This is a genomic window from Candidatus Seongchinamella marina, assembly GCF_026262685.1.
In the GTDB taxonomy this organism is placed as follows: domain Bacteria; phylum Pseudomonadota; class Gammaproteobacteria; order Pseudomonadales; family Halieaceae; genus Halioglobus; species Halioglobus marinus.
Map to the genome: position 1 here is coordinate 82,306 of NZ_SHNP01000001.1, position 23,352 is coordinate 105,657.

Below are 23,352 nucleotides of genomic sequence, written 5' to 3' on the forward strand. Positions count from 1 at the left end.
GAGTACGGTATTGAGCTTACCCACGAATTATTTGCATGTTTCTTTGGAAATACCAACAAAATCTGCAATATTTAAAGATGACGTTAGACACTTTTACTCGAGTCTGCACTCGGTTACACGAGGCAGCGAGTTCAGGGTCACGAAAACTAAGCACGCGCTTTCATCAACCAGCCATTTGGAAAAAGGTAAACGGCCCGACATTTAATGGTATTCCCAGATGAGAGGTGGCAATGGCTCGTCTGGCGTCTTGGTGAAAATTATTCTATAGTCGAAGCTTGGCGTAGGTGTAGGGTACTGACTTCGGTCTGTATTCTGAGCGGCAAAACTTGGCCACTATAATGAAAAATAATTCTAAGAGCCTGCAAGCATTAGTCGATAAACTGCAGAACGAACTGGCTGTAGCTCATGCTCGCATTCGTGCACTTGAGGGGCCCTCAACACCTCCAAAGCAAGTTGGCGCTTCCGCGTCTGCATCAAACCAAACCGATAAGAGCGCCAGGGCACGAGAAGTGGCCCTTCATCAAACAGAAGAAATCGCTAAATTGGGGCATGAAATTTGGGACCATGTTCAAGAAAAAACCCTGTTTGTTTCAGAGGAGTTAGCGAGAATTTATGGCCTTAGCGTTGATGAATACATGCTAGCGGTGCAGAAGATGGAGGACTATTTCAAATTTGTTGTCCCTGAGGATCGCGAGGCCTATAAAGAGTTCGAAAATCGATTCCAAAAAGAGGAAAGCTTCAATCCCTTGTCGATTGAATACCGCATAACACGAACCGACGGAAAAATTCGACACCTTCGTCAAAGCAGTAAACTCATCCCAGCTGAAGTTGGTCCACCTACCCAATCTCTCAACGTGATTCAAGACATCACCAGATTTAAGCAAGTAGAAGCGGAGTTGCAGCGAAGCCGAGGTGCCCTTGAGGAATCGACGGAGATACTCGCTTTGAGTGCAAGTATCGCAAATCTCGGGCATGCGGTCTGGGACTACGACGACGACAAGTTCTTGTTGGTGTCTGACGGTTGGGCCTCTTGCTTTGGTCTTACACAAGACGATTTTTTGGAAATTGCCCCTGATCTTGATCACTATCTTCTGCTAGTTCATCCCGGTGATCGTGAGCGCTATAAGGCTTACTATTACGACGAAAGCGATTTCCCCCAAATTGATTACAGAATCATTGATAGCAATGGCGAAACCCGTCATGTAGAGCAGCACTACATGTTGCGTGAACAGTCGGGACTCGATACAGCGGTTGTTACAATTCAGGATATTACTGAGAACAAGAAGACAGAAGCCCAGCTTATTCAGTCCTCCAAACTCATCACCCTTGGTGAAATGTCGGCTGCTATGGCGCATGAACTGAATCAACCTCTCAACGTCATTGTACTAGCAGCTGAAAATGCCGCTCGCAAAATTTCACAGGGCACGGCAGAGCAGTCATACCTTATAGAGAGGCTTGAGCGGATTGTGGCGCAGGCTAAACGGGCCTCGACTATTATCAATCACCTTCGCACCTTTGGTAGGGAAGCCAAAGAAGAGTTTTATGAGGTTGATTTACGAAAGGCTGCAGTTGGCGCACTAGAACTCATGGGTGAGCAACTCAGGCTGGCGCAGGTTGAGGTTGAAACAAATTTTGATGACGATTTTCCACTGGTGATGGGACATCAAATTCAGCTTGAGCAAATGTTTATTAATCTGTACTCCAACGCATTTCATGCGATTAAAAAAAATGACCCCGAAGAAAGGACTATTCTCATAGAGGCATTCAAGTCTAGAGGGGGTGAAGCAACGATCAGGGTTTCGGACACCGGCGGCGGTATTCCCGACTCGGTGCTTCCTAATATTTTCGATCCGTTTTATACAACGAAGAGTATCGAAGAAGGCACAGGCCTTGGCTTGTCAGTCAGCTATGGCTTTGTTCTTGCCATGGGTGGAACGATTGCGGCCTCCAATACGGAATTGGGGGTTTGCTTCGAGATCAAGATACCATCCGCTATTGAAGATGGAACCAGTAACTAAGGCAAATACCCTGAGAAATTGGGCTTCTTACACTGTGGTGGCACAAGGCGCTTCTATCAGCGTTCCAGCAGGCTCGTTGTTAAGGCGTTTTTTTATTGCGGCGGGAGCGGACTGAGTTGAACCATGCCTGAAGTTCATGGTCAACAACATCTATTATCGCAACAGTATTTGCCGCTTACGGCTGGAAACCTTATGAAATCTTTACCACTTTCCCTGATCTTGTCAGGCCTTTTGTTGGCTGGAGTTGGCTGTCAGGTAAAAAATGATCCTACGCCTATCGGCGGCCAGCCTGCGCTGCCCGATGGCATTACATTAGTTGAGTCGGTGGAGCGAGAAACAGCCGACCAACTCATTATTCCCTACAAAAAATACAGCCTGGATAACGGCCTCACCGTCATTCTTCACGAGGATAATTCTGATCCGCTGGTGCATGTTGACGTAACCTATCACGTTGGTTCCGGCCGGGAAGAGGTTGGTAAATCAGGCTTTGCCCATTTTTTTGAACATATGATGTTTCAGGGGACTGAGAATGTCGCGGATGAAGGTCATTTCAAAATTGTGGCTGAGTCTGGTGGGACGTTAAATGGCACAACCAGTGCCGATCGGACCAATTACTATCAAACCGTACCCTCTAACCAGTTGGAAAAGATGCTGTGGCTGGAAGCAGATCGGATGGGGTTCTTGCTGGACGCAGTTACGCAGGAAAAATTCGAGATTCAGCGTGAAACGGTTAAGAATGAGCGCGGTCAGAATTACGATAATCGACCTTATGGACTGGTGAGAGAGCGCGTCGGCGAAGCCCTGCACCCGGAAGGTCATCCTTACTCGTGGTCGACTATCGGTTACCTGGAAGACCTCGATCGGGTTGATGTTAATGACCTGAAGAAATTCTTTCTACGCTGGTATGGGCCCAATAATGCCACCCTGACGATTGGGGGCGACTTTGACGAAGCACAGACATTGCAATGGCTAGCTAAATACTACCGCCCCATCCCTCGTGGCCCTCAGGTCGACGAGCCTGAAAAGCCCACTGTTGAACTGGACAGTGATCGCTATATCTCCATGGAAGATCGGGTGTCGTTGCCGATGTTGTACATGTCATTTCCCACGGTGAGCCTGCATCACCCAGACGAGGCACCATTGGACGTGCTGATGTTCATTTTGGGCCAGGGCGAAACCTCGCTGCTTTATAAAAACATGGTCAAAAATGGCGTTGCGGTGCAAGCGAGCTCAAACCACGGTTGTCAGGAGTTGCTTTGTACCTTCACCATCGTTGCGCTGCCAAATCCGGCCAATGGCAAAACATTGGCTGACCTGGAAAAAATCATTCGCGAGTCCCTGGCTGAGTTCGAGGGGCGCGGGGTTAATGAAGACGACTTGACTCGCGTTAAAATGAGCATTGTGTCCAGCATGATTTACAGCCTGGAGAGTGTTGCCGGCAAAGTGACGCAGTTGGCTTCTTATGAAATCTTCGAGGGCAATCCCAACTATATTGCGCAAAATATCGCGCGCTATGAAAGTGTGACCGAAGCAGATGTCATGCGAGTGTACAGAAAATACATCGTTGGCAAGCCCGCCGTCGTTATGAGCACGGTGCCTAATGGTCAGCTGGATCAGATTGCAGGGCCAGATAACTGGGAGCGTTACCAGCGGGCTTTGCCTGATTATATGGCGACCAGTGATGCCGATCTTGCTTACCGTCGCGCGAAAGATAATTTCGATCGCAGCATACAGCCTCCGGCTGGAGATAACCCTCGTATTAGCTTGCCGTTCATCTGGCGATCCGAACTGGGCAATGGTGTGAGCGTGCTGGGCGCAGTCAATGATGAAACGCCGACCACAACTATTCGTCTTAGCATGACAGCGGGCCAGCGCGACGAGCCGCTGGAAAAACTCGGCCTTGCGGCAATCACAGCATCAATGATGAACGAAGCAACTCTGAAATCGACTAACGAAGAGCTCAGTAATCGCCTGCAAAAGCTGGGTTCGACTATTACTTTCAGTGCTGATAACAACAGAACAACCGTCGCCATTCGCAGCTTAAGCGAGAATGTTGATGCCACGCTTGCCGTTGCTGCCGAAAAGTTACTGCAGCCAAAATTCGACTCTGATGATTTCAAACGTGTAAAGGCGCAAACCCTGCAAGCGATCCAGAGCAGTAAAACCAATGCTGCGGACACCGTGGCCAGCGTTTATCAGGAGTTGCTCTTCGGTAGGGACAATCCATTCGCATATCTCGATATTGGTACCGTTGATACTGTGAGCGAAATCACGCTGGATGACGTTAAAGCGTTTCACGCGGCTTACTACTCTTCAAAAATTGCCTCCATCGTTGCCGTCAGCAACTTTGACCGCGATGAATTAGTGAAAAAATTGCTTGTTTTTGAGCCCTGGGGTGGCGAAAAAGTCACCCGTGTTGCGTTACAGCCATTCCCGAAGATTGAGGGAACCAAGCTGTACCTGGTTGATAAGCCGGGGGCAGCACAGTCGGAAATACGCATTGCCAAGCGTTCACTGAGTTATGACGCAACTGGCGAGTTTTACCGTGCAAATCTGATGAACTTCGTTTTAGGCGGTAACTTTAACAGTCGCATTAACTTGAACTTGCGCGAGGACAAAGGCTATTCCTATGGTGCCCGGTCGGGGTTCAGTGGGGAACAGGATTATGGTACTTACGTTGCGAGCGCGGCAGTGCGCACCGATGCAACCCAGGACTCTATCGTTCAAATCGAAAAAGAAGTTCGTCACTACGCAGAAAGCGGTATTACAAAACCGGAGCTGAGCTTTACCAAAAATGCAATTGGCCAGCGAGATGCAAGACGATACGAAACACCAACTCAAAAGCTGGCATTCCTTTCGCAGATCGTTCAGTACAAGCTCGATGATGACTTTGTGACGAGACGCAATGAAATTCTTGCAGACATTGGCCAGGAAGAAATCAATAACTTGGCGAGGGAGCATCTTGATGTGGCTGACATGATTATCGTAGTAGTTGGAGATAAACAGACTATTTTCCCCGGACTAAAGGAACTCGGCTACGATATTGTTGAGCTTGATGCTGACGGTAATTTGGTAGAGTAACTTGCTTATAGCGGTGAGCATATTTTAATGGGCGTTTTTGGTCAGTTGGGCAAGCTAGCCCTCGGCAATAGTTAAAACGGCCAACAGCATCTGCGTCTTATGTCGCTAATCAGCCCGGTTCAATGAAGGAGTTCTTATGTCAAATATTCCGCAGGCGCTGAGCGAGGTGAGTATAGAGTGGTTGAGCCGCGTTCTGAATACCCCAGTTGCCGCCTTTAGGGTGACTGATGCCAATGACGGGACAACAGGCAGAGGTGTGCTGGAATTGCAATATGAGCACCAATCCGATCTGCCTGCACGGCTCTTTGTAAAGCTGCCCCCCTCTGACGAGGCACAGCGCGCCTTCGTTATTTCCAGTGGCATGGGTAAGCGAGAGGCCATGTTCTATCAACAGCTTGGTTCAAAGGTGCCAGTGCGAGTCCCATATTGCTATTACGCTGGTAGCTGCGATTCGGGCGCGCGCTACATCATGTTGCTAGAGCATCTGGAAGACAGCAACTGTAGCTTCCAAAATGCGAGAGACCACTATTCCTCGCACTACCTTCGTTCAGTACTGGACAGGTTTGCCCGCCTTCATAGTGCCTATTGGGAATCACCGGATTTCGTTGCCGAGCTGGACTGGCTTCAGCCTCCGTTACAGCACGAAATCGGTGCGCAACTGGTCGCACTGGCGCTAGAACAGCATGTTTCAGCCATGCCGCCTGTCTTTGCGGCTATGTGTGAGTTATACATAGCCGAAACTGACGCAATACACCGGCTGTGGAATAGGGGGCCTGATACCTTGATTCATGGCGATGTGCACGATGGCAATATGTTCCTGGATAGCAGTGTGCCGGGCTTTCTGGACTGGGCATTGACGGCCCGCGGGCCGGGCATGCGTGATGTGGGCTATTTTCTTGCAGGCACCCTGACAGAGAACGATCAGCAATCGTTAGCACAGGATCTAGTGTCTTATTATCGAGAGCAGTTGTTACGTTATGGCGTTTTCGCGCCTCCGCTGGAAGAGTTGCTTCAGCAATACCGTTGGCACGCTGCCTACGTCTGGGTTGGCGCGGTCACAACTCTGGCCATGGGTGATGCCTGGCAGCCCATGAATTACACACTTTCATCTCTGCAACGCATACATTGCGCTTTAGAGAGCCTTGACACGGTGAACGCTATTAGCGCCGCGGTTCGATCCTGAGACAGGTGTGCTTATAGCGGCAAGCAATTTAAAAGCCAAGCTTGTGTCTGGTAAATGTTGCAATGACACCTCACTGTTTGCCTGCTTATTTATATAAGAACTTGACCAAATAGCAGCTGCGTCTAATATAAATCCGTAGCTATTAGTTGTGCGTAAATTTTAGAACACAAAGCGGTTTGGAGAAGAAAGTGAAAGCAAAAGGGAATTGGCGTTCGGGGTATGTGTCTTGTGTTGTGATGCTACTCGCTCTTGGGAATCCTGCGAGTGCACAAGAGGTGGCGGATACGATTTACACCGGCGGTACCATTATTACCGTTGACGATGCGGCGCCACGGGCTGAATCGGTGGCCGTAAAACAGGGTCGTATTATCGCGGTAGGCGCCGAAGCGGATGTGGCTCAGCATCAAGGCCAGGACACAAAGATGCACGACCTGAAAGGGCAAGCGTTGCTCCCTGGATTCGTCGACAGCCATGGTCATGTGATTATGGGAGGCTTGCAGGCATTGTCTGCAAATTTACTGGCTCCGCCTGATGGTAATGTGGTCGACTTGGCCAGCCTGCAAAAGACGCTGCGCGACTGGGTTGGCGCAAATAGCGCCGCGGTCAAACAGGCTGGATTGATTATCGGCTTTGGCTACGACGAGTCTCAGTTGAAGGAAAGACGTCCGCCAACGCGGGACGATCTCGACAGTGTGTCGAGTGATGTTCCTATTTATGTGGTGCATCAGTCAGGTCATTTCGGCGTTGCAAACTCTGCTGCCTTGGCGTTGTCGGGAATCACCGCCACGAGCAAATCTCCCCCGGGCGGAAAGATCCGCCGGGAGGAGGGGAGCCAGCGCCCTAATGGAGTGCTTGAGGAGAATGCCCATTTTTTAGTGCTGGGTAAGCTGATGTCAAAGGTCGATCAAGAGGGTTTTAAAGCTTTTGCCCGAGCCGGCAGTAAACTCTGGGCAAAGTATGGCTACACCACTGCGCAGGAGGGTCGGGCCGCTCCCGAACTGCTATCGATCGCAAAAGCTGTGGCTGCCGAGGGCGGACTGTTGAATGATGTGGTTATTTACCCCGACATACTTATCGACAGAGATTTTATCGCCTCGAATGTCTCTGCCACCTATCAAAACGGACTTCGAGTTGGTGGCGCCAAGCTGACCATCGACGGGTCTCCGCAGGGCTTCACTGCGCTCCGTGATCGACCTTATTACGCCCCGGTCGGGGTTTACCCGCCTGGCTATAAAGGCTATGCCGCAGCCGAGATGGATAAAGTGGTTGATGCGGTCGATTGGGCTTATGAAAAAAATATTCAGTTGTTGACCCACTCCAACGGAGAGGGCGCCTCCGATATGCTGCTCGCGGCCATTGCCAATGCCGCTAATCGCTTTGGAGAGGGTGATCGGCGAACCGTGCTGATACACGGTCAATTCTTGCGTGAAGATCAGGTCGACACAATGCATGAACTTGGTGTGTTTCCCTCTCTGTTTCCCATGCATACTTTTTATTGGGGCGATTGGCATCGCGAGCACACCGTAGGCCCTTCAAACGCAGATAATATTTCTCCTACTGGCTGGGTTCGCGAGCGGGGCATGATGTTCGGTTCACATCACGATGCTCCGGTCGCGTTACCCGATTCAATGCGCGTGTTAGACGCTACCGTTACCCGGAGAACGCGCTCGGGAGACATTCTGGGGCCGGCGCAACGTGTGGATGTCATGACCGGCATAAAAGCCATGACTATCTGGCCTGCGTGGCAGCATTTTGAGGAGAAAGACAAAGGGTCCATAGAGGTCGGAAAGCTCGCTGACTTTGTCATCTTGTCCGACGACCCAACCAAAATCGATCCCGAGGTCATCGATACTCTGAAAGTAATGATAACGATAAAAGAAGACAAGGTTATCTATAGCCAATCACCTTAGGTTTTAAAACGCCTGAGGTAAAACTCTGGTCAAAGAAAGTGAGTGGGAAGCAGCGTCGGTATGTTAACTGACTAAAGCGGTTTCGTTGCCTGACCTGCTGATGGTGTAGCCATGGCTGGAAAATTATTTCCAGCCATGGACCCAGGTGCTCTCATCTTTCAGGTCGTGCCAATCTATCGCAACAGAGCGTTTCGACATCACCGCCTCGATGAAACAGGAAATAACATTACCTTCTTCATCAAATTCAACTTCAGAGACCACGAAGTGTTTTTCCTTTCTTTGCGGATTTACTGCGGTCCACTTACTATTGAGTAGTTTCTTGGGGTTTATTTTATTCATTGGCACTCGATAAGCACCTAAGGCTTGTCGCAGTGCCGAACTTCCGATTTTCCTTATGTGTCATTGTCGGTCTCCTGTTGGTCCGGTGATCGTCGTTCGAACGCTGCGACAACCACGTAAGCAATACGGGTGAAAAAATTCCGAAATCAGTCCGGCGATAGGCTGTAAAATTTAAGGTCACCCTTTAGGACAGTGGCGATTATTCGTTATCGAGGTTTGCCAAAGCGAGTTTAGCAGGCCGATGATACCTAATGGTCCAGCGTAGAAATTTTTAGAGGCACCAGGAACAGTGCGCCAAATACCAGCACCCCGGAAAATGCCAGAAGGCATAACTGGTAACTACCTGTAGCATCGTAAAGCCGCCCGGTAACGGTGAACCCTGGCATCACCAGCAACGAAATTAGCGGCCCCATTAGCCCCATTGCGCGACCATAGCTAACCAGGCCAAACACACTGGCCATTAGTAAACCCCACACCGGGATCATACCTCCTGATGCCAGGCCCAGAAGGCCAACGGCTAACAGCATTAACGGATAGCCAGGCTCTGTGGCCATGAGCAGCAGGGCCATTACCAGCAGCGCCATGGCGGCCCAAAGGCCTATTTTTAAATTAACCTTGTCAGCAGCCACGCCAAATGCCAGTTTCCCCAACAAGCCCATAATAGCGACCACCATTATCAGGGTAGAAGCCCGGGTCGCGCTGACTCCCAAGCCTGCCGCATAGGGCGCCATATTGGCGAGAATGGAAATATACACACTGAGCATCAGGCCTACTGATATGCCAATTTGCCAGTAGCCGGGATGGCGAATGATATCTTTAAGCGTAAGTTCAGGGACATCTGTTGAGGCACTTGCACCGGGCTTGCCTTTCTCGGGTAATAAGCCCACATCTGCTGGTTTGCCTCGAATTGTTAGCACCACGAAGGGGAGGACAATCAGAACAGTGCACAGGGCAAGGTTTTCCAGTGCCCCACGCCAGCCTGAGGTTTGCAACCACCATGCGACCAGGCCCGGGACGACAATGCCACCGACAGACGTGCCGACAGCCGAAATTCCCAATGCCTTGCCACGGCTGGATGTGAACCAACGCGATATGCTGACCTGGCTTGGAGGAATGCCCGCGAAGGCATTGGCCGCAGCCATGGTCAAACCAAAAATGACGATGTATTGCGCTATGGAGCTGGAATTGGCCAAGGCCCAAAGGCCTGCCGCAAACATTAGTGTGCCCGCCGCTATGATCCAGCGGACCGGATAACGATCCAGCATCACGCCAGCTAAGGGTTGCAAAATCATGCCGGTAAATATGCCGGCCGTTAGGCTGTACATGACTTGTTCGAGGCTAACACCGAATTCTTCTCGAATCAGCGGGGTGAGCAGGCTGATCGAATAGGAGAAAAATCCGACGACTGCCAGCTGCGAGACAAAAGTCCCAGCAACCACATACCAGCCGTAAAACATAAAATGCTCCTTTATTATTTTAGGGGCATTGCCCGAAAATTCAGGTCAGTTCTTTTTCAGCAAGCGCTTTGGTGGCCTGATAGTCGGCCTTGCCATTGGCCCCGCGAAACACCTTATCTACGTACAGCACATGCTTAGGCACTTTATAACCGGCTACGAATCTGCGCACATAATCCCTCAATATTTCAGCCTCCACTTGCGCATCAGCGGCTAACTGCACCACGGCTGTCACTGCCTGCCCCCATTTCTCGTCGGGAGTACCTACCACCAGGCAATCGTCTACCAGGTCATGAGACTTCAATGTTGCCTCGATCTCGTCAGGATAAATTTTCTCACCGCCACTGTTAATACAAACATTGCCGCGGCCTAAAAATGTCAGGCTGCGATCTGCATGCAACTGCACCCAGTCGCCGGGGATGGAGTAACGCAGGCCATCAACAGTGATAAATGTTTCTGCGGTTTTCTTTTCGTCCTTGTAGTAGCCCAATGGCAACGTACCTGAGATAGCCAGAAATCCGGGCTCACCGCTACCGGGCTGCACTTCTTGTAAATCCTTGGTGAATACCTTGGCATTGGGCGTCAGCTGCATTTTTACTGCGCCATCTTCAAGCGTGGAATCTTTGTTAGATCGGGCCTGGGCAGAGGTGGATGATTCGGACGAGGCCATATTGTCGACAATCATTATTTCAGGACAATGCTTGAGCAGCGCCTTCTTATTGTGAGGGCTGAAAATCATCGCACTGGAAATCACAAACCTCAGGCTCGCGAGGCTGGAGCTTCCCTTGGCGGCGTCTATGGCTGTGATAATCGGCTGGGCGAACGCGTCACCGGCAATCGTTATAGCCGCTATTTTATGCTTATCAACACACTGTAAGGCGACGTCGGCATCAAAACCGTGGGTGCGCAGTAAAACGCAGGTATTCCCGTAGCCCAAGGCGTTAATTACCGTGTACAAGCCGGCTCCGTGCATAAGAGGAAGTATCACCAGCGCGTTGGCGCCTCCACCCTTTGGCCTCAGTGCCAACTCTTCCGGAAATTGTGGTGATGCCAGTTCGGGGTTTTTTTGATTTACCCCAATCATATTCCACAAGCTGTACTGCTCCCACATCGCCGCTTTGGGCATGCCGGTGGTGCCACCGGTATACAGAAATATCTGATCTTCAGGTGATCGCTCTATCGCCAGTTTTTCGCCGTTGCCTGTGTTGCTAAGTTCACTCAGTGCAACCGCCCAATCAACGGCAGGCTTGGCGTCATCACAAATTTCTATGAAATTCTTCACCAGCGGGAGTTGCTCCCGAATGGCATCCAGGTGGTCGGCGTAGTCGGATTCAAAAATTACAAACCGGGCGTCGCTGTTATCTAACAGGTACTCTAACTCCTGTGGGCCGTAGCGAAAGTTGACATTTACATGCACTAGCCGCGCTTTAAAAATTGCGATCAGCGCTTGCACGTACTCAGCGCGATTTTTTGAATAAATCGCGACTTTGTCTCCCGGACTACCGCCCATAGCAATGAGCTGGCTGGCGAGATTGTTGGTGCTTTCGCGCATCTCCTTCGCGGTAAAGACGCGGCCGGTACCCGACTCGTCCTCTTCAATCAGGACTACGGTTTCAGGACTCAGTTGCTCATCAACGTAATCGTAAAGATCGCCAAAATTCATCGCCACGGTCATTTTTCTCCTTTAGATTATTAGCTTGGGTATGTCGGTTAGTCGGGTGCTCATACCGCGAAAACGCTGTAGCCGAAGGCCGAGACTATGCAACGACGCCGTCTGATCGCAACTCACTGATGCTGGCGTCGTTATGACCGATTTCTTTAAGGATCTCGTCGGTATGCTGACCGAGTGTCGCGGCGGGTCGCAGAGGCGGTGAGGGAGTGCCGAGAAAGCTGGCCGGGTTATTGGGCTCCAGCATTTGTCCCGCATTGGGATTGTCTATTGTGGCGAAAGTATCACATGCCAATATTTGCGGATGTACTGGCAAATCTGCAAGAGACTGGGCCATGGCGCAGGGTACGCCCTCTGCTTCCATGGCGGCAATCGCCTCAGCGGCTGGCGTACGACTGGCGGTCGCATTAATGCGGCGGACCAGTGCCATTAGTTCTTCGGGGTGTGTATTGCGACCCGCAAGCGTTGCTAATTTTGAATCTTTTTCGTCGAAGCCGAAGGCGCGACAATAGCCGGCAAATTGTGCGTCGGTGACGGGCGATGCAATACCATAGCCATCCTCAAATTTTGTCAAGCGCGCTCCCTTGGAAACCGAGAGCCCTTCCTTAACTTCTTCGCCTTGCTTTCCCTTGCCCAGAAAGGCTGCGGTACCTGCGACGTCTGCCCACAGAAATCCGATGACGGCATCTACCATTGATAACTTAATGTGCTGCCCGCCGGCACCTCTTTCCCGTGCAAATAAGGCAGCAGATATGGCCTGGCTCGCGGTCAGTGCCGTGAGCTTGTCGGCGAAAAGCTGGTAGTACTGAACCGGCTCTCCGGTGTGTGGATCTTCTTGGCTTCGGGAAACGCCCGCGAACGCTTGAATAACGGCATCGTAGGCCGGTTTGTCTTTATAGGGGCCCTGATCGCCGAAACCACTGGCCGACAGGTATATAAGGTTTGGGTTGTATTCACGCAGGGATTCATAATCGACGCCGAGGCGCTTGGCAACACCGGGACGAAAATTTTGCAGGACCACATCAACTTGCTCGGCGAGCTTACATATAATCTCTACGCCGTGTTCGCTTTTCAGATTCAGCGCCAGCGATCGCTTACCACGATTCACATTGTGATAAAGCCCACTCACACCGCCACGGTTAGTGCTCAGGTGGCGCATTAAATCGCCAAGCCCCGGTGGCTCCACCTTAACCACATCGGCACCCTGATCACTTAATACCGTAGCAGCACCGGGTCCTGCAACCATAGATCCAAGGTCTAGTACCTTAATTCCAGAAAATGGTCCTGACACAAACTTCTCCTTTCCGCCGTGGGCGTCGTCGAGCAAGCTATGATGCTACTTATTGACGGCGCCGGCTAATACCCTCTCTCCCGGGTATTCACTCGTTTAGTGATCACCCTCCTTAGCAAGGCAATCAGCTGCAAAGGTAGTAATCTTTGAATAGTCAATCTTGCCATTGGCAAATCTTTGCATTGAGGAGATCGCATAGATCTTTCTCGGTACTTTATAGTCGGCCAGTTGTTCCTTCAGGTAGGTCTGCAAGGCCTGCACATCCAGACTGTCTTTATTTAGGTCTGGCCCTTCGACAATAGCCGTCACCACCTTACCAAAACGTGGATGCGGCAACCCCACCAATACTGCATCTTCAATAGCCTCATGCCGAAGCAATAACTGTTCGACCTCAACGGTATAGACTTTTTCGCCTCCGGTGTTGATGACATTGCTATCCCTGCCCAGTAGTTCCAACATACCGTCTTCCCTCACCGTACAGCGATCACCGGTTCTAACATAGCGCTGACCATTTATAGTGACAAAGGTTTCTGCGGTCTTCTCCGGCTCGTTGTAGTATCCGATGGGTGAGAATCCACCTGCGTAGGCAATACCAATCACGTCGCTGCCCGGCCGCACTTCGTTCATATCGTCATCAAACACCTTGGTGGTTGGCATAGGTAGAAATATGCCTGCCTGACCTGAGGTTAAAGCATAACCTGATGCTTCGGTCGAACCTAATGTATCCATCAAAACCATATCGCTGCGTAATGCCAAAAAGCGTGACCTGCTCGCATCACTGAGAATGGCACCGGATGAAACCAGCGCATTTATTGAACTGAAACAGTCATCTTGTCGTTGCTCGACGGCATCCAGGAGCGGCAGGGCAAATGCATCGCCAACGATAACCAGTGCACCCACTTTATGGGCAACAATTAAATCAAGACACTTGTCGGCATCAAAGCGCAGATTGTCGGTGGTTACTACGGGTGATGCCTGGGCCAAGGCCGACAACGCCATCATCAAACCCGTGCCATGCATTAGCGGGCACAGAGGAAACAAGGGCGCAGAAGGGGGCTGTTCCTGCAATATCTCAATATACTGGTCGATAGATTCGGGAGGCTTTTCCAGTGCAGCCGGCGCCATGGCGCCAAAGCTCCAAACACTCATTTTGTGCCAGAGGTCGGTGTGCAGCCACTGGGTGCCCTTTGGCAGGCCCGTGGTGCCTCCCGTGGCGATCAGGATCTGATTGTCACTGGCAGTATTCTTCTGGAAGGTATCTGCCGAGTGGAGATACAAGTCGTTTAGGGAAACGGCAAAACCATTGACCGGTGCCGACTCGGTCACCTCAACAAAAGCAATGGTTTTAGTGAGTTGAGGTTTGATTTGGGCCACTCGCTCGGCAAACTCGACACCGTATACCAGCACCTTGATGTCCAACCCATTGCACAAGTCTTCCAGCTCTTTATTCTGGTAACGATAATTGATATTAACGTGGGCGTATCCCGCCATACTGCTGCCGATGAAGGTCTCCATGTAGGCGTTGGAGTTACGCATATAGTGACCAATATGACTATGCCGTTCCAGCTGCAGAGCTTGCATCCAGGCACCGATTCCACGCGCTCGCTTGCGCAACTGGGCAAAGCTAATGGTTGTATTCTCGTGAATAAGGGCAGGGCGGTCAGCCATTGCACCCTGTCCAATGCGATCAACGGCCTCACTGTAGTTCCAATTCATTAATAGCTCTCCATACTAAAATTCAGCCGTCCGTGCATGGCTGGTGATTACCACTCGGCCTGCGAGCAAAATCTCTGCTCACAAAATTAGCTCAGCCATGTCTCTAAGTTGTTGCTTGTCTGTGGTCGCGACCAACAGCGTGGTTACTTTGGAATCATTCCAGGCCTGCAGGCGATCCCTGATTCTGTCTTTGGGTCCTATCAGTGCCATGGCATCGGCCAACTCGTCGGGGATTACCCGGGCTGCTTCATCGCGTTTGCCTTCGAAGAACAGATTTTGAATTTGCTCGGCCTCGTCGGCATACCCCATCCGTTCGAAGAGATTTTTGTGGAAATTAGTGCCTTTTGCGCCCATGCCACCAACGTAAAGGCTGAGAAAATGTTTCACGCCCAGCAAGCCAGCGTCGATGTCATCGGTGATATTGACAGTGACCATCTGCGCTATCTGGAAGTCTGGCTTGGTATTAGTGAGCGAGCTTGCGTAAACACTTTCATCATAGGGGTTATAAAACAGGGGGAGCCAGCCATCTGCAATTTCAGTACTTAAAGCGATATTCTTTGGCCCCTCCGCTCCCAGGTAGATTGGGATTTTATTGCGCAGCGGATGGACCATCGGCTTGAGGGGTTTCCCCAGACCCATACCGTCTTCCCCGCCGTAGGGCATCGGGTAGTGCGGACCGGGGTTGGTGACCCGCTCCTCGCGAGCGAATACCTGGCGAATGATATCGATGTACTCACGTGTGCGTGCCAACGGTTTGGGAAAGGGTTGCCCATACCAGCCCTCGACTACTTGCGGACCTGATACGCCCAGTCCGAGTATCAGGCGTCCATTGGACAGCATATCCAGCGTTAATGCGTGCATGGCACAAGAAGTGGGGGTTCTGCCAGATAGCTGAACGACGGCTGTGCCCAACTTGATTGTTTCAGTATTTGCGCCGATCCAGGCCAGGGGCGTGAATGCATCATTGCCCCAGGTTTCTGCTGACCAAACTGAGTCGTAGCCCAGTTTCTCTGCCTCTTGCGCCATTTCCACGAAATTTGGCTGAGGTGCCGCACCCCAGTAGCCTTGTGCAAGACCTAACTTCAAAGCAGCCATAGTAGGTTTCCTTTGTGATACGCTATTTTGCCGTTCTATAGACGATTGCAGCCGAGCTGAATCCAAAACCAAGCAATTACGAAAATAATCAGTGTCTTTTTTATTTGTAAGTGACTCGATGTAATATTACATCAAACTGTAATTTTCAATTCAAATATTACATATAAGTGTAAATTTAGGCAAGCCCCCAGACTACCATTACCACCTTGAATGCTGGTCCAGGCAGAATGCGTCTAAAGCTGTCAAAAAAAGACGCGTGGAAACTTGTTGGGGTGTGCTGTGTTATAGGCGCGTGAAACGGGGCATCACGCTGATGCTGACGTCAATATTATGCAAGCTCCAATGAGCCGCCGGTGCCGCGACGATCGCCAGACCGACGATCATCAAGCGCGCGTCTGTCCTCGCTGTTCATCTCGCTACTTTTGCTATCGGCCTCTTCAACCTGCTGGATGAAGCGCTTGGACAACATCACCATTTTATATTTATTGTTGTCACCGAGCGCATGTAGAGGAAGAAACGCGCGCTTGTCGTTCATTACATCTTGCAGGCGTTCATTAGGCTCCAGGTAAAACAGTCCCAGCAGTCTCTGACCGTCTGACATTTTGACGTAAATCTTCAGAGCGGCTTTATCAATGTTCGAGGGTGTAGTCACGCAATGCTATCCTCTTTTTTAATGACGCTAGCACGTCAGCGATAATAAGTATAAATGCAGTATTAGGGCAAAAGCTCGTAGGTCTAAATGCTAGATTAAGGTGGATCAAGGCTAGATGAAACCTTCAGCCAATTGCTTGACCGCATAGTCACAAGCTCTTGCGGTAAAAGCCATATATGTCAGCGAGGGATTAACGCAAGAGGCCGATGTCATGAACGAACCGTCTGTCACAAACAAATTAGGCACATCATGGGCCTGATTATAGTTATTGAGTACAGATTCTCTGGGGTCGTCGCCCATGCGAGCGGTGCCCATCTCGTGAATACCCTCTCCGGGCATCGACATTTCGTCGCCGGCGGGCAATGAGTAAACCGCACCTGCAGCTTTTAACAAACGCTCAGCGTGCACAGACGCATCTTTGCGCAATTTGTATTCGTTGTCGCTCCATCTAAATTCAAATGCCACCTGCGGCATTCCAAAGCTGTCTTTTTTGTTTGGGTCGAGATACATCCGGTTACTTTTCTGTGGCAGGCACTCAGTAAAACCGGCAAGTACGAATATCCAGGGGCCGGGTTTGCGCATTGAGTCCTTGTAGTCTGCACCAAACCCTTTTGAGTTGAAGTTCATTTGCCAATCTGTTCGCAGCAGCGCGGTTTGGTAACCATAACCACGGACAAAATCAGCATCTTCGTCCTGACCATCAAGGTTACGGAAGCGCGGGATGTATAGCCCTGTCGGCCGGTTGCCATGGTAATAGCTGTCCATGTTGTCTAAAAACAGTCCCATGCCACTCATGCCCAAAGTGTGGTCCATTAAGTAGTGTCCAAGTGTGCCACTGCTGTTGGCCAGGCCGTTGGGAAAGAATTCGCTTTTGGAATTCATTAATATTTGCGTGCTACCAATGGTGGACGCGCACAAAAAGAACACGCGTGCAGAAAACGATGAACGCTCCCGGGTTTTAGTGTCGATCACATGCACGCGAGATATTTTTCCGCTCTCGTTATCGTACTCCAGGCGATCGACTAACATATTGGACTTTAACGTGAGATTGCCGGTGGCTCTGGCTGCTGGCAGAGTTGAACTTTGTGAGCTGAAATAGCTGCCCGTTGAGCAACCACGTGCACAGGGTCCGCAATAGTGACACGCGCTGCGACCCGGGAGGTCTTCTGTGAGGATGGCGGTACGAGCACTGGTGAGCGTTACGTCTGGCGCTTTTTTCTTTAAGCGCTGGCCTATGGTTTCTTCCAGTGCAAACCAGGGCATCGGTGGCTGATACTCGCCATCGGGAAACTGGGGTAGGCCCTCTTTCTTGCCATTTATGCCAGCGAATTTTTCAACGTAGCTATACCAAGGGGCGATTTCGTCGTATGTCACTGGCCATGGAATACCATGCCCATCAGTAGCATTCGCTTTGAAATCCATGTCGCTAAGGCGATACGTTTGGCGCCCCCAGAGTACGGACCTGCCCCCCACGATGTTTGAACGAATCCACATGAAAGGATTCTCTTTGTCGACGACGTAAGGGTTTTCCTTCTCGTTCATCCAAAATTCGCGATTGTATTCTCCAAAGGAATGAAACACCTTTGCCGCCATTGGATATTCTTCGTCATACAGCTCCCTCGGTTTTTTGCCTTGATAAGGCAATTTCCAGTTGGGTGCGTGCTCGCCGTAGTAGCCGGAGCCATGTTCGAGGTCCTCACCGCGTTCGAGCACGAGCACCTTAAGTCCTTTTTCAGTGAGCTCTTTTGCTGCCCAGCCACCGGAAATTCCCGATCCGACTACAATTGCATCAAAATCGTAATGCTTACTTTCAATCATGATAATTCCAGTCGCAATTAAATTGTCGAGCCAGCCCAGGTGCTGTCGTCAGGTGACAGCGGTATATCTCCGTCAAAGGTCATCGGCATTGCCTCATACCTTAATACCTGGGTAGAACCTTTCTCGGAGGTAAAGAAACCCCAGGCAACAAGCTCTTTAATCTGGCAGATGAAGGGTGCATCGCTAATGAAAGCTCGCCGCACGTTACCGAATGCATACCAATCGGAGTCGGACGCAGCATCTTCCAGCGCTTCCATAATTTCCAATTGCTGCTCCGTCGTTAAATCGGGAAAAGCTTTGCCGTATTCTTCTGGAATGCGCGACGCCATATACTGAAGACCATCCTGAAGAATCGCTCTCTCCTGATCGTTCATCCAGTCGGCAGCCATTAACTCGATAAAGCGAGGGACGCCGGCATCGATTGCTCCCGGCGTATCGGTGCGTGGAATAACAATCTCTGACATCGCCGCTACAATGCGGCGCTGTTCTGTAGAGAAATAATCTACTGCCCCAAGATTGTAATTGGGTGCGCTTGCCATATAGGCACGTTGCTCGTCACTCAGGGTAAAGCCAAGCTGGCTAGCCGTAGCCCCCGTCAGCAGTATAGCGGCACACTGTAAAAACTCTCTTCGTTCCATTTGACTTGTATTCCTCTACGTTTGCGTCTGACGTTTGGCAAAATAAGTACCGAGCCCGCGAACGCCATACAGGCAATTAACTGATGTACCCAGGAGCCAAAGTAACACTCTACAGCGTTAAAGCGACTGTACAGCCAATACACTGCCGCAGCCTGACTTTTTAGCAGTTGGAAATCGTAGTCTCAGTCGCCCGTTCCTCAGAGTATAAGGCATTTCAAAGCCCATTTGAGGGCGCTTGTGGCAATAAGCTTGTCAATACTCGTTCTTAAGTGCACTGTAACCCGGCTGGTCCAGGAATAATTGACACGCTACGGTTTGCCGCAAATGTTCCGCCAGTCCCTGTGTGTTCAGCGGGAGTGAGTCTCTCAGTTGATGCACCAATTCCCAGCGCAGGGTATCCAGGTCATCATTGGCAGTAAGCAGTTCCCCCAATCTGGCTGTTTCCTCTTGCGCTATTTTTGCGCCGTGGCGAAACTCGCGCTGGGCGATACTCAATGAGTTGGCTGCCACGCGAGCTAGAAATTGGCTGTGTCCATCGAGTTGTTTCGCAACGGTTTCCCTGAGGAACGCTTCAACCCCTGCAAGTAGTTCGCCGGGCATCGGTAACTGCGTACCGGTGACGGTCGAGTCATCGCTTGCGGGCAGGCGATAGTCACCCGGTATGAGCAGGCTGACGCAGTCCATTTGTGCTTCCGAGGAACGTCGTCCTATCACCGGACGCTCCAGGCTGGGTGTCTCTCCTGTGCGCCAGGCTTGTGCCATTTGCAAGGTGACCATGGCCCACCAAAAGGAACCAAATACCTGCCAGAATCGCAGCGTTTGCCGATCAACATTTAAGCCTGATGTGCTTTCGTAGCCGGCAAGTAAGTCGTCGAGATGGCCAAAACCACCCACCGGCAGTTCACTGTTGCCAAAGCGCCAGGAGTTAACACACAACCAGCCAAGGTCGCGCATTGGGTCGCCTATATGCGCCAGTTCCCAGTCGAGTACCGCGTTAATGCCTGCGCCAGCGGTTACCATCAGGTTGCCATTTCGGAAGTCGCCATGCACTAGCGTATGGCGCGAGTCGACTGGCAAATTATCCTTTAGCCATCGCCACGTGTAATCAATCATGGGCACCGGTACATTGATGTCGCAATAATACTCCCAGGTTTGGTCGACCAGGTCAGCGGGCGTTATTGAGGGAAGTTGGTCTGCCAATGCGGTGTTTTGCCACGGCAGCCTGTGAATTCTGCCGAGAAGTTCACCGCATTGACGTGCCAGTTGCGGTCGAATATCGGCAAGCTCAGGTGCTCGGTTGATGCGTTGCCCCAGCGTTTCGCCATCCAGCCACTGCATGATAAACCCGGAACCTAATTGGTCGTCAGGCTGCAGCACGTAAAACACCTCTGGCCCGGGAATTCCCGATTGAACGGCCAGCCGCAATAATGCTGCTTCGATTTCCAGTGTTATAGCCCCTGCGCCAGATTGTGACACCGCGTTGGGTTGACGCCTGCGCAGGGCCAGCCTGGATTCTCCGCTGCGACTACGAAAGGTGATGCGCCAGGTTTCCTGGCTGGCACCGGCGCTGAGTTGTTGACAGGACTCCAGTTCATAGAATTCGTCGAACTCTCTGCGCAAAACGATTTCAATCCGCTCGCTGAGTGCGTCTTCCATTGAATTTATTCCACGCCTTTGGGCTTCTGCTGCGCCATGAAGCCAAACATATAGCCCGCGACGCGACGCATCTGGATTTCATCGGCGCCCTCGGTGATCCGATAACGACGATGATGGCGATAAATGTGTTCAAACGGTTTGTAACGGGAGTAACCCATGCCGCCGTGCACTTGCATTGCAGTATCCGCGGCTTCACAGCACAGTCGGTTCGCCTGGTAGTTACAGATAGACACCTTGTCAGAGACCGAGAAGGGGCCATCCTTGTCCATCAGCCAGGCGGTTTTGTGAATCAGCGCCTGCAACATTTCGGCGCGGGCGTGCAAGTCCACAAGGGGAAACTGTATCCCCTGGTTTAACGACAGTTTTTTACCAAAAGGTTTGCGCTCATTGGCATAGCTCACTGCTTCTGCAATGCAGTATCGCGCTGCCCCCAAACTGGAGGCGGCCTGGCGAATACGGTTCTCATTAAAAAAGTGCTGGACTACGGCCAGGCCATATCCCTCTTTACCAAAAATGGCGCTGTGAGGCACACGGACCTCAGTAAATGAAACGCGCGCGTGATCTGAGGGCATGTTGAAAGTCCACAGATATTCTTCGACGTTTACGCCGGGCGTAGTCATGGGAACCAGAAAGGCGGTTATTCCCAGCCCGTCGCCTGGTTTTCCTGATGTCCGTGCCATTACCAGGTCGGCATCGGCGATATGTACACCGGTATTCCAGGTCTTCTCTCCATTGATTATCCAACTGTCGCCATCGCGTCGACCAACGGTTTCCATATGCGTAGCATCGGAGCCGTGCTCCGGTTCAGTAATGCCGAAGGCAAAGCCTTTGTCGGCATTTTTGATGCCATCGAGCCACTCTGCTTTCTGTTCTTCGCTGCCATATTCCAACAGCAATAACAGACCGATATTATTGCCTACGATTGAATGTTCGTTTTGCAGATCGTTATGCAACCCCAGGCCCTTTGCCGCCAGATGCTCGCGGATGATGGCCATCCCCAGGTTGCTACCATTTCGGCCGCCATAAGCAGACGGGAACGGATAGCTATAAATACCCGCCTCTATGGCGAGTTTTTTTGCAGATTGCAATAACGCTTCCCAGTCATGGTTAGGCAGGCCGTCTCTGTCCCAGTCAGTGCGGGCATTTTCACGGCGATGATCGAAAAAGCGCTGGTTATCGTCTTTTGCTTCCAGTGGCTTTATCTTGGACTCTATGAATCGGTCAACCTCTGTCAAAAAATAGGCAATATCGTGGGGGATGTCGAAATCCATTAAGGGTTCTCCTGCCTGACTTTCGCTTCTTTAGCGATCAATGTAATCACTAACAATGGGTTTATGCGCCCCAAGGCCAGTGCCACAGTTTGCTCAAGGCGTTTCACCGGATTAGGGTGAGCCGCAAGTAAAATTCGATAAGAAGTATGGAATAGGACTGATTCGGCGCCAACAGCAAAAAGTGTGTTTTAGAAAGCGGCTCGCAGGTTGCCATATCCTTCGACCACTGTCAGCGTATAATCCTTACCGTCATATAAGCGATTAACGCATGAATTACTATACACCCAAAGTAGCAACTGCGCTTGTAGTGGCCAATATGATTGGCACTGGCGTCTTCACCTCGTTGGGTTTTCAGCTGCTGTCGCTGTCGTCGCCCATTGCAATATTGATACTCTGGGCGATAGGTGGTGTTTGTGCCCTTTGCGGTGCGCTGTGTTACGCCGAGCTAGGTTCGAGGCATCCTGCCTCAGGCGGTGAATATCACTTTCTGACTGAGCTGATTCATCCCTATGCCGGGTTTGTGTCCGGTGCTGTTTCAGCCACGGTGGGTTTCGCTGCACCGGTTGCGTTGGCTGCGCTGACATTTGGCAGTTACCTGGAGGTCGCGCTATTACCCATAGATGCCAAGGTGTCTGCTAGCGTTTTAATTATTGCTGTTGTTGTGGTTCATTCGCGAACACATCACGAAAGCTCGGCCGGGCAATACTATCTCACTGCCTTGAAACTTATGTTAATCCTGTTGTTTATCGGTTACGCGCTTATTCAGCGCCCAGAATATAGCGATCAGCTAGCCCTTAACGACGCTGATTTATTCCGTGATATTTTCAGTAGCGATGCAGCGATTGCGCTAATTTATGTGACTTACGCTTTTTCCGGTTGGAACGCAGCCACCTATATCCTGGGTGAAATAGAGAATCCTGCGCGGTATCTACCCCGAATTTTAATGATTGGCTGTGGCTTGGTTGCTGTTGTCTATGTTGCTTTGAATACCGTGTTTTTGTCGTCAGCTCCCATCGAAGCATTGCGCGGAGAGCTTGAAATTGCTTATGTCGTGGCTCATTACATGATTGGTCCTGAGGCGGGATTTTTTGTGTCCTTGGTGCTAGCCGGTATTTTAACTTCCACTGTTAGTGCAATGATTCTGGCCGGACCACGCGCACTGCAGCGCTTAGGCGAAGATTATCCCAGACTCTCAATGCTTGGCCGTACCAATGAAGATGGCATACCGGTAACGGCAATTATTTTTATGGCAGGAATATCTTTTGTTTTTCTGTGGACGTCGACCTTTGAGCAAATCCTGCTGTTCGCCGGTCTTTTGATGGCCTTCAACACGTTTGTCACGGTAATTGCATTGTTTGTTAGTCGTAACCGACACCCCGACAAAGTGAGCGACCTGGATTATCGAATGCCTCTGTATCCGCTACCTGCTCTTCTGTTCCTGGCCATAACGGGTTGGACACTGGTTTATTCGGCGAGTCAATTTCCGTTGCAGGTTCTGGTTGTGCTACTCGCCTTGGTGTTTGGTTTGGGTCTGTTCAAGTGGGCGCAAGGGCGCTGATGG

General features: G+C 50.9%; 16 protein-coding genes. 5 read left to right on the top strand and 11 right to left on the bottom strand.

What is annotated here, in order from left to right; all coding sequences use genetic code 11:
• Positions 1-338: 338 nt before the first annotated feature.
• The 4 genes from EYC87_RS00295 (at position 339) to EYC87_RS00310 (ending at position 8,192) form a co-directional block, all read left to right on the top strand.
• Positions 339-2,018 (top strand): PAS domain-containing sensor histidine kinase, encoded by a 1,680-nt coding sequence (locus EYC87_RS00295; RefSeq protein WP_279251089.1) that lies wholly within the window; start codon positions 339-341, stop codon positions 2,016-2,018.
• A 192-nt stretch (positions 2,019-2,210) separates the two neighbouring features.
• Positions 2,211-5,099: a M16 family metallopeptidase gene (locus EYC87_RS00300; protein ID WP_279251090.1), complete on the top strand. Its 2,889-nt coding sequence runs from the start codon at positions 2,211-2,213 to the stop codon at positions 5,097-5,099.
• Positions 5,100-5,235: 136 nt separating this feature from the next.
• Positions 5,236-6,282 (top strand): phosphotransferase, encoded by a 1,047-nt coding sequence (locus tag EYC87_RS00305; RefSeq protein WP_279251091.1) that lies wholly within the window; start codon positions 5,236-5,238, stop codon positions 6,280-6,282.
• A 188-nt stretch (positions 6,283-6,470) separates the two neighbouring features.
• Positions 6,471-8,192: an amidohydrolase gene (locus tag EYC87_RS00310; protein WP_279251092.1), complete on the top strand. Its 1,722-nt coding sequence runs from the start codon at positions 6,471-6,473 to the stop codon at positions 8,190-8,192.
• Positions 8,193-8,315: 123 nt separating this feature from the next.
• Here the strand turns inward: EYC87_RS00310 and EYC87_RS00315 are convergent, their stop codons facing one another.
• The 11 genes from EYC87_RS00315 to EYC87_RS00365 form a co-directional block, all read right to left on the bottom strand.
• A complete protein-coding gene (locus EYC87_RS00315; protein ID WP_279251093.1) occupies positions 8,316-8,531 on the bottom strand; it encodes a TIGR02450 family Trp-rich protein in 216 nt (71 codons plus the stop codon).
• Between the two features lie 248 nt (positions 8,532-8,779).
• A complete protein-coding gene (locus EYC87_RS00320; RefSeq protein ID WP_279251094.1) occupies positions 8,780-9,988 on the bottom strand; it encodes an MFS transporter in 1,209 nt (402 codons plus the stop codon).
• Positions 9,989-10,028: 40 nt separating this feature from the next.
• Positions 10,029-11,648, bottom strand: coding sequence for an AMP-binding protein (locus EYC87_RS00325; protein WP_279251884.1), 1,620 nt, complete (start codon positions 11,646-11,648; stop codon positions 10,029-10,031).
• A gap of 94 nt (positions 11,649-11,742) precedes the next feature.
• Entirely contained in the window at positions 11,743-12,945 is a 1,203-nt protein-coding gene (locus EYC87_RS00330; protein WP_279251095.1) for a CaiB/BaiF CoA transferase family protein, read from the bottom strand.
• 96 nt (positions 12,946-13,041) lie between these two features.
• A complete protein-coding gene (locus EYC87_RS00335; RefSeq protein ID WP_279251096.1) occupies positions 13,042-14,661 on the bottom strand; it encodes an AMP-binding protein in 1,620 nt (539 codons plus the stop codon).
• A 78-nt stretch (positions 14,662-14,739) separates the two neighbouring features.
• Positions 14,740-15,756, bottom strand: coding sequence for an LLM class F420-dependent oxidoreductase (locus EYC87_RS00340; RefSeq protein WP_279251097.1), 1,017 nt, complete (start codon positions 15,754-15,756; stop codon positions 14,740-14,742).
• 328 nt (positions 15,757-16,084) lie between these two features.
• Positions 16,085-16,408 (bottom strand): DUF6812 domain-containing protein, encoded by a 324-nt coding sequence (locus EYC87_RS00345; RefSeq protein WP_279251098.1) that lies wholly within the window; start codon positions 16,406-16,408, stop codon positions 16,085-16,087.
• 111 nt (positions 16,409-16,519) lie between these two features.
• Complete coding sequence (locus tag EYC87_RS00350) at positions 16,520-18,226, bottom strand: FAD-dependent oxidoreductase (RefSeq protein ID WP_279251099.1); 1,707 nt, start codon at positions 18,224-18,226, stop codon at positions 16,520-16,522.
• Between the two features lie 17 nt (positions 18,227-18,243).
• On the bottom strand, positions 18,244-18,864 hold the full coding sequence (locus tag EYC87_RS00355; protein ID WP_279251100.1) for a gluconate 2-dehydrogenase subunit 3 family protein: 621 nt from the start codon (positions 18,862-18,864) through the stop codon (positions 18,244-18,246).
• Positions 18,865-19,116: 252 nt separating this feature from the next.
• Complete coding sequence (locus tag EYC87_RS00360) at positions 19,117-20,520, bottom strand: phosphotransferase family protein (RefSeq protein WP_279251101.1); 1,404 nt, start codon at positions 20,518-20,520, stop codon at positions 19,117-19,119.
• A 5-nt stretch (positions 20,521-20,525) separates the two neighbouring features.
• A complete protein-coding gene (locus tag EYC87_RS00365; RefSeq protein ID WP_279251102.1) occupies positions 20,526-21,791 on the bottom strand; it encodes an acyl-CoA dehydrogenase family protein in 1,266 nt (421 codons plus the stop codon).
• A 268-nt stretch (positions 21,792-22,059) separates the two neighbouring features.
• Here EYC87_RS00365 and EYC87_RS00370 point away from each other — a divergent pair, with 268 nt between their 5' ends.
• On the top strand, positions 22,060-23,349 hold the full coding sequence (locus EYC87_RS00370) for an APC family permease (RefSeq protein ID WP_279251103.1): 1,290 nt from the start codon (positions 22,060-22,062) through the stop codon (positions 23,347-23,349).
• Positions 23,350-23,352 lie beyond the last annotated feature (3 nt).

Coding starts and splice junctions, on each gene's coding strand:
- EYC87_RS00295 (WP_279251089.1), top strand. CDS start 339: ATGAAAAATAATTCTAAGAGCCTGCAAGCATTAGTCGATAAACTGCAG.
- EYC87_RS00300 (WP_279251090.1), top strand. CDS start 2,211: ATGAAATCTTTACCACTTTCCCTGATCTTGTCAGGCCTTTTGTTGGCT.
- EYC87_RS00305 (WP_279251091.1), top strand. CDS start 5,236: ATGTCAAATATTCCGCAGGCGCTGAGCGAGGTGAGTATAGAGTGGTTG.
- EYC87_RS00315 (WP_279251093.1), bottom strand. CDS start 8,531: ATGAATAAAATAAACCCCAAGAAACTACTCAATAGTAAGTGGACCGCA.
- EYC87_RS00320 (WP_279251094.1), bottom strand. CDS start 9,988: ATGTTTTACGGCTGGTATGTGGTTGCTGGGACTTTTGTCTCGCAGCTG.
- EYC87_RS00325 (WP_279251884.1), bottom strand. CDS start 11,648: ATGAATTTTGGCGATCTTTACGATTACGTTGATGAGCAACTGAGTCCT.
- EYC87_RS00335 (WP_279251096.1), bottom strand. CDS start 14,661: ATGAATTGGAACTACAGTGAGGCCGTTGATCGCATTGGACAGGGTGCA.
- EYC87_RS00340 (WP_279251097.1), bottom strand. CDS start 15,756: ATGGCTGCTTTGAAGTTAGGTCTTGCACAAGGCTACTGGGGTGCGGCA.
- EYC87_RS00350 (WP_279251099.1), bottom strand. CDS start 18,226: ATGATTGAAAGTAAGCATTACGATTTTGATGCAATTGTAGTCGGATCG.
- EYC87_RS00355 (WP_279251100.1), bottom strand. CDS start 18,864: ATGGAACGAAGAGAGTTTTTACAGTGTGCCGCTATACTGCTGACGGGG.
- EYC87_RS00360 (WP_279251101.1), bottom strand. CDS start 20,520: ATGGAAGACGCACTCAGCGAGCGGATTGAAATCGTTTTGCGCAGAGAG.
- EYC87_RS00365 (WP_279251102.1), bottom strand. CDS start 21,791: ATGGATTTCGACATCCCCCACGATATTGCCTATTTTTTGACAGAGGTT.
- EYC87_RS00370 (WP_279251103.1), top strand. CDS start 22,060: ATGAATTACTATACACCCAAAGTAGCAACTGCGCTTGTAGTGGCCAAT.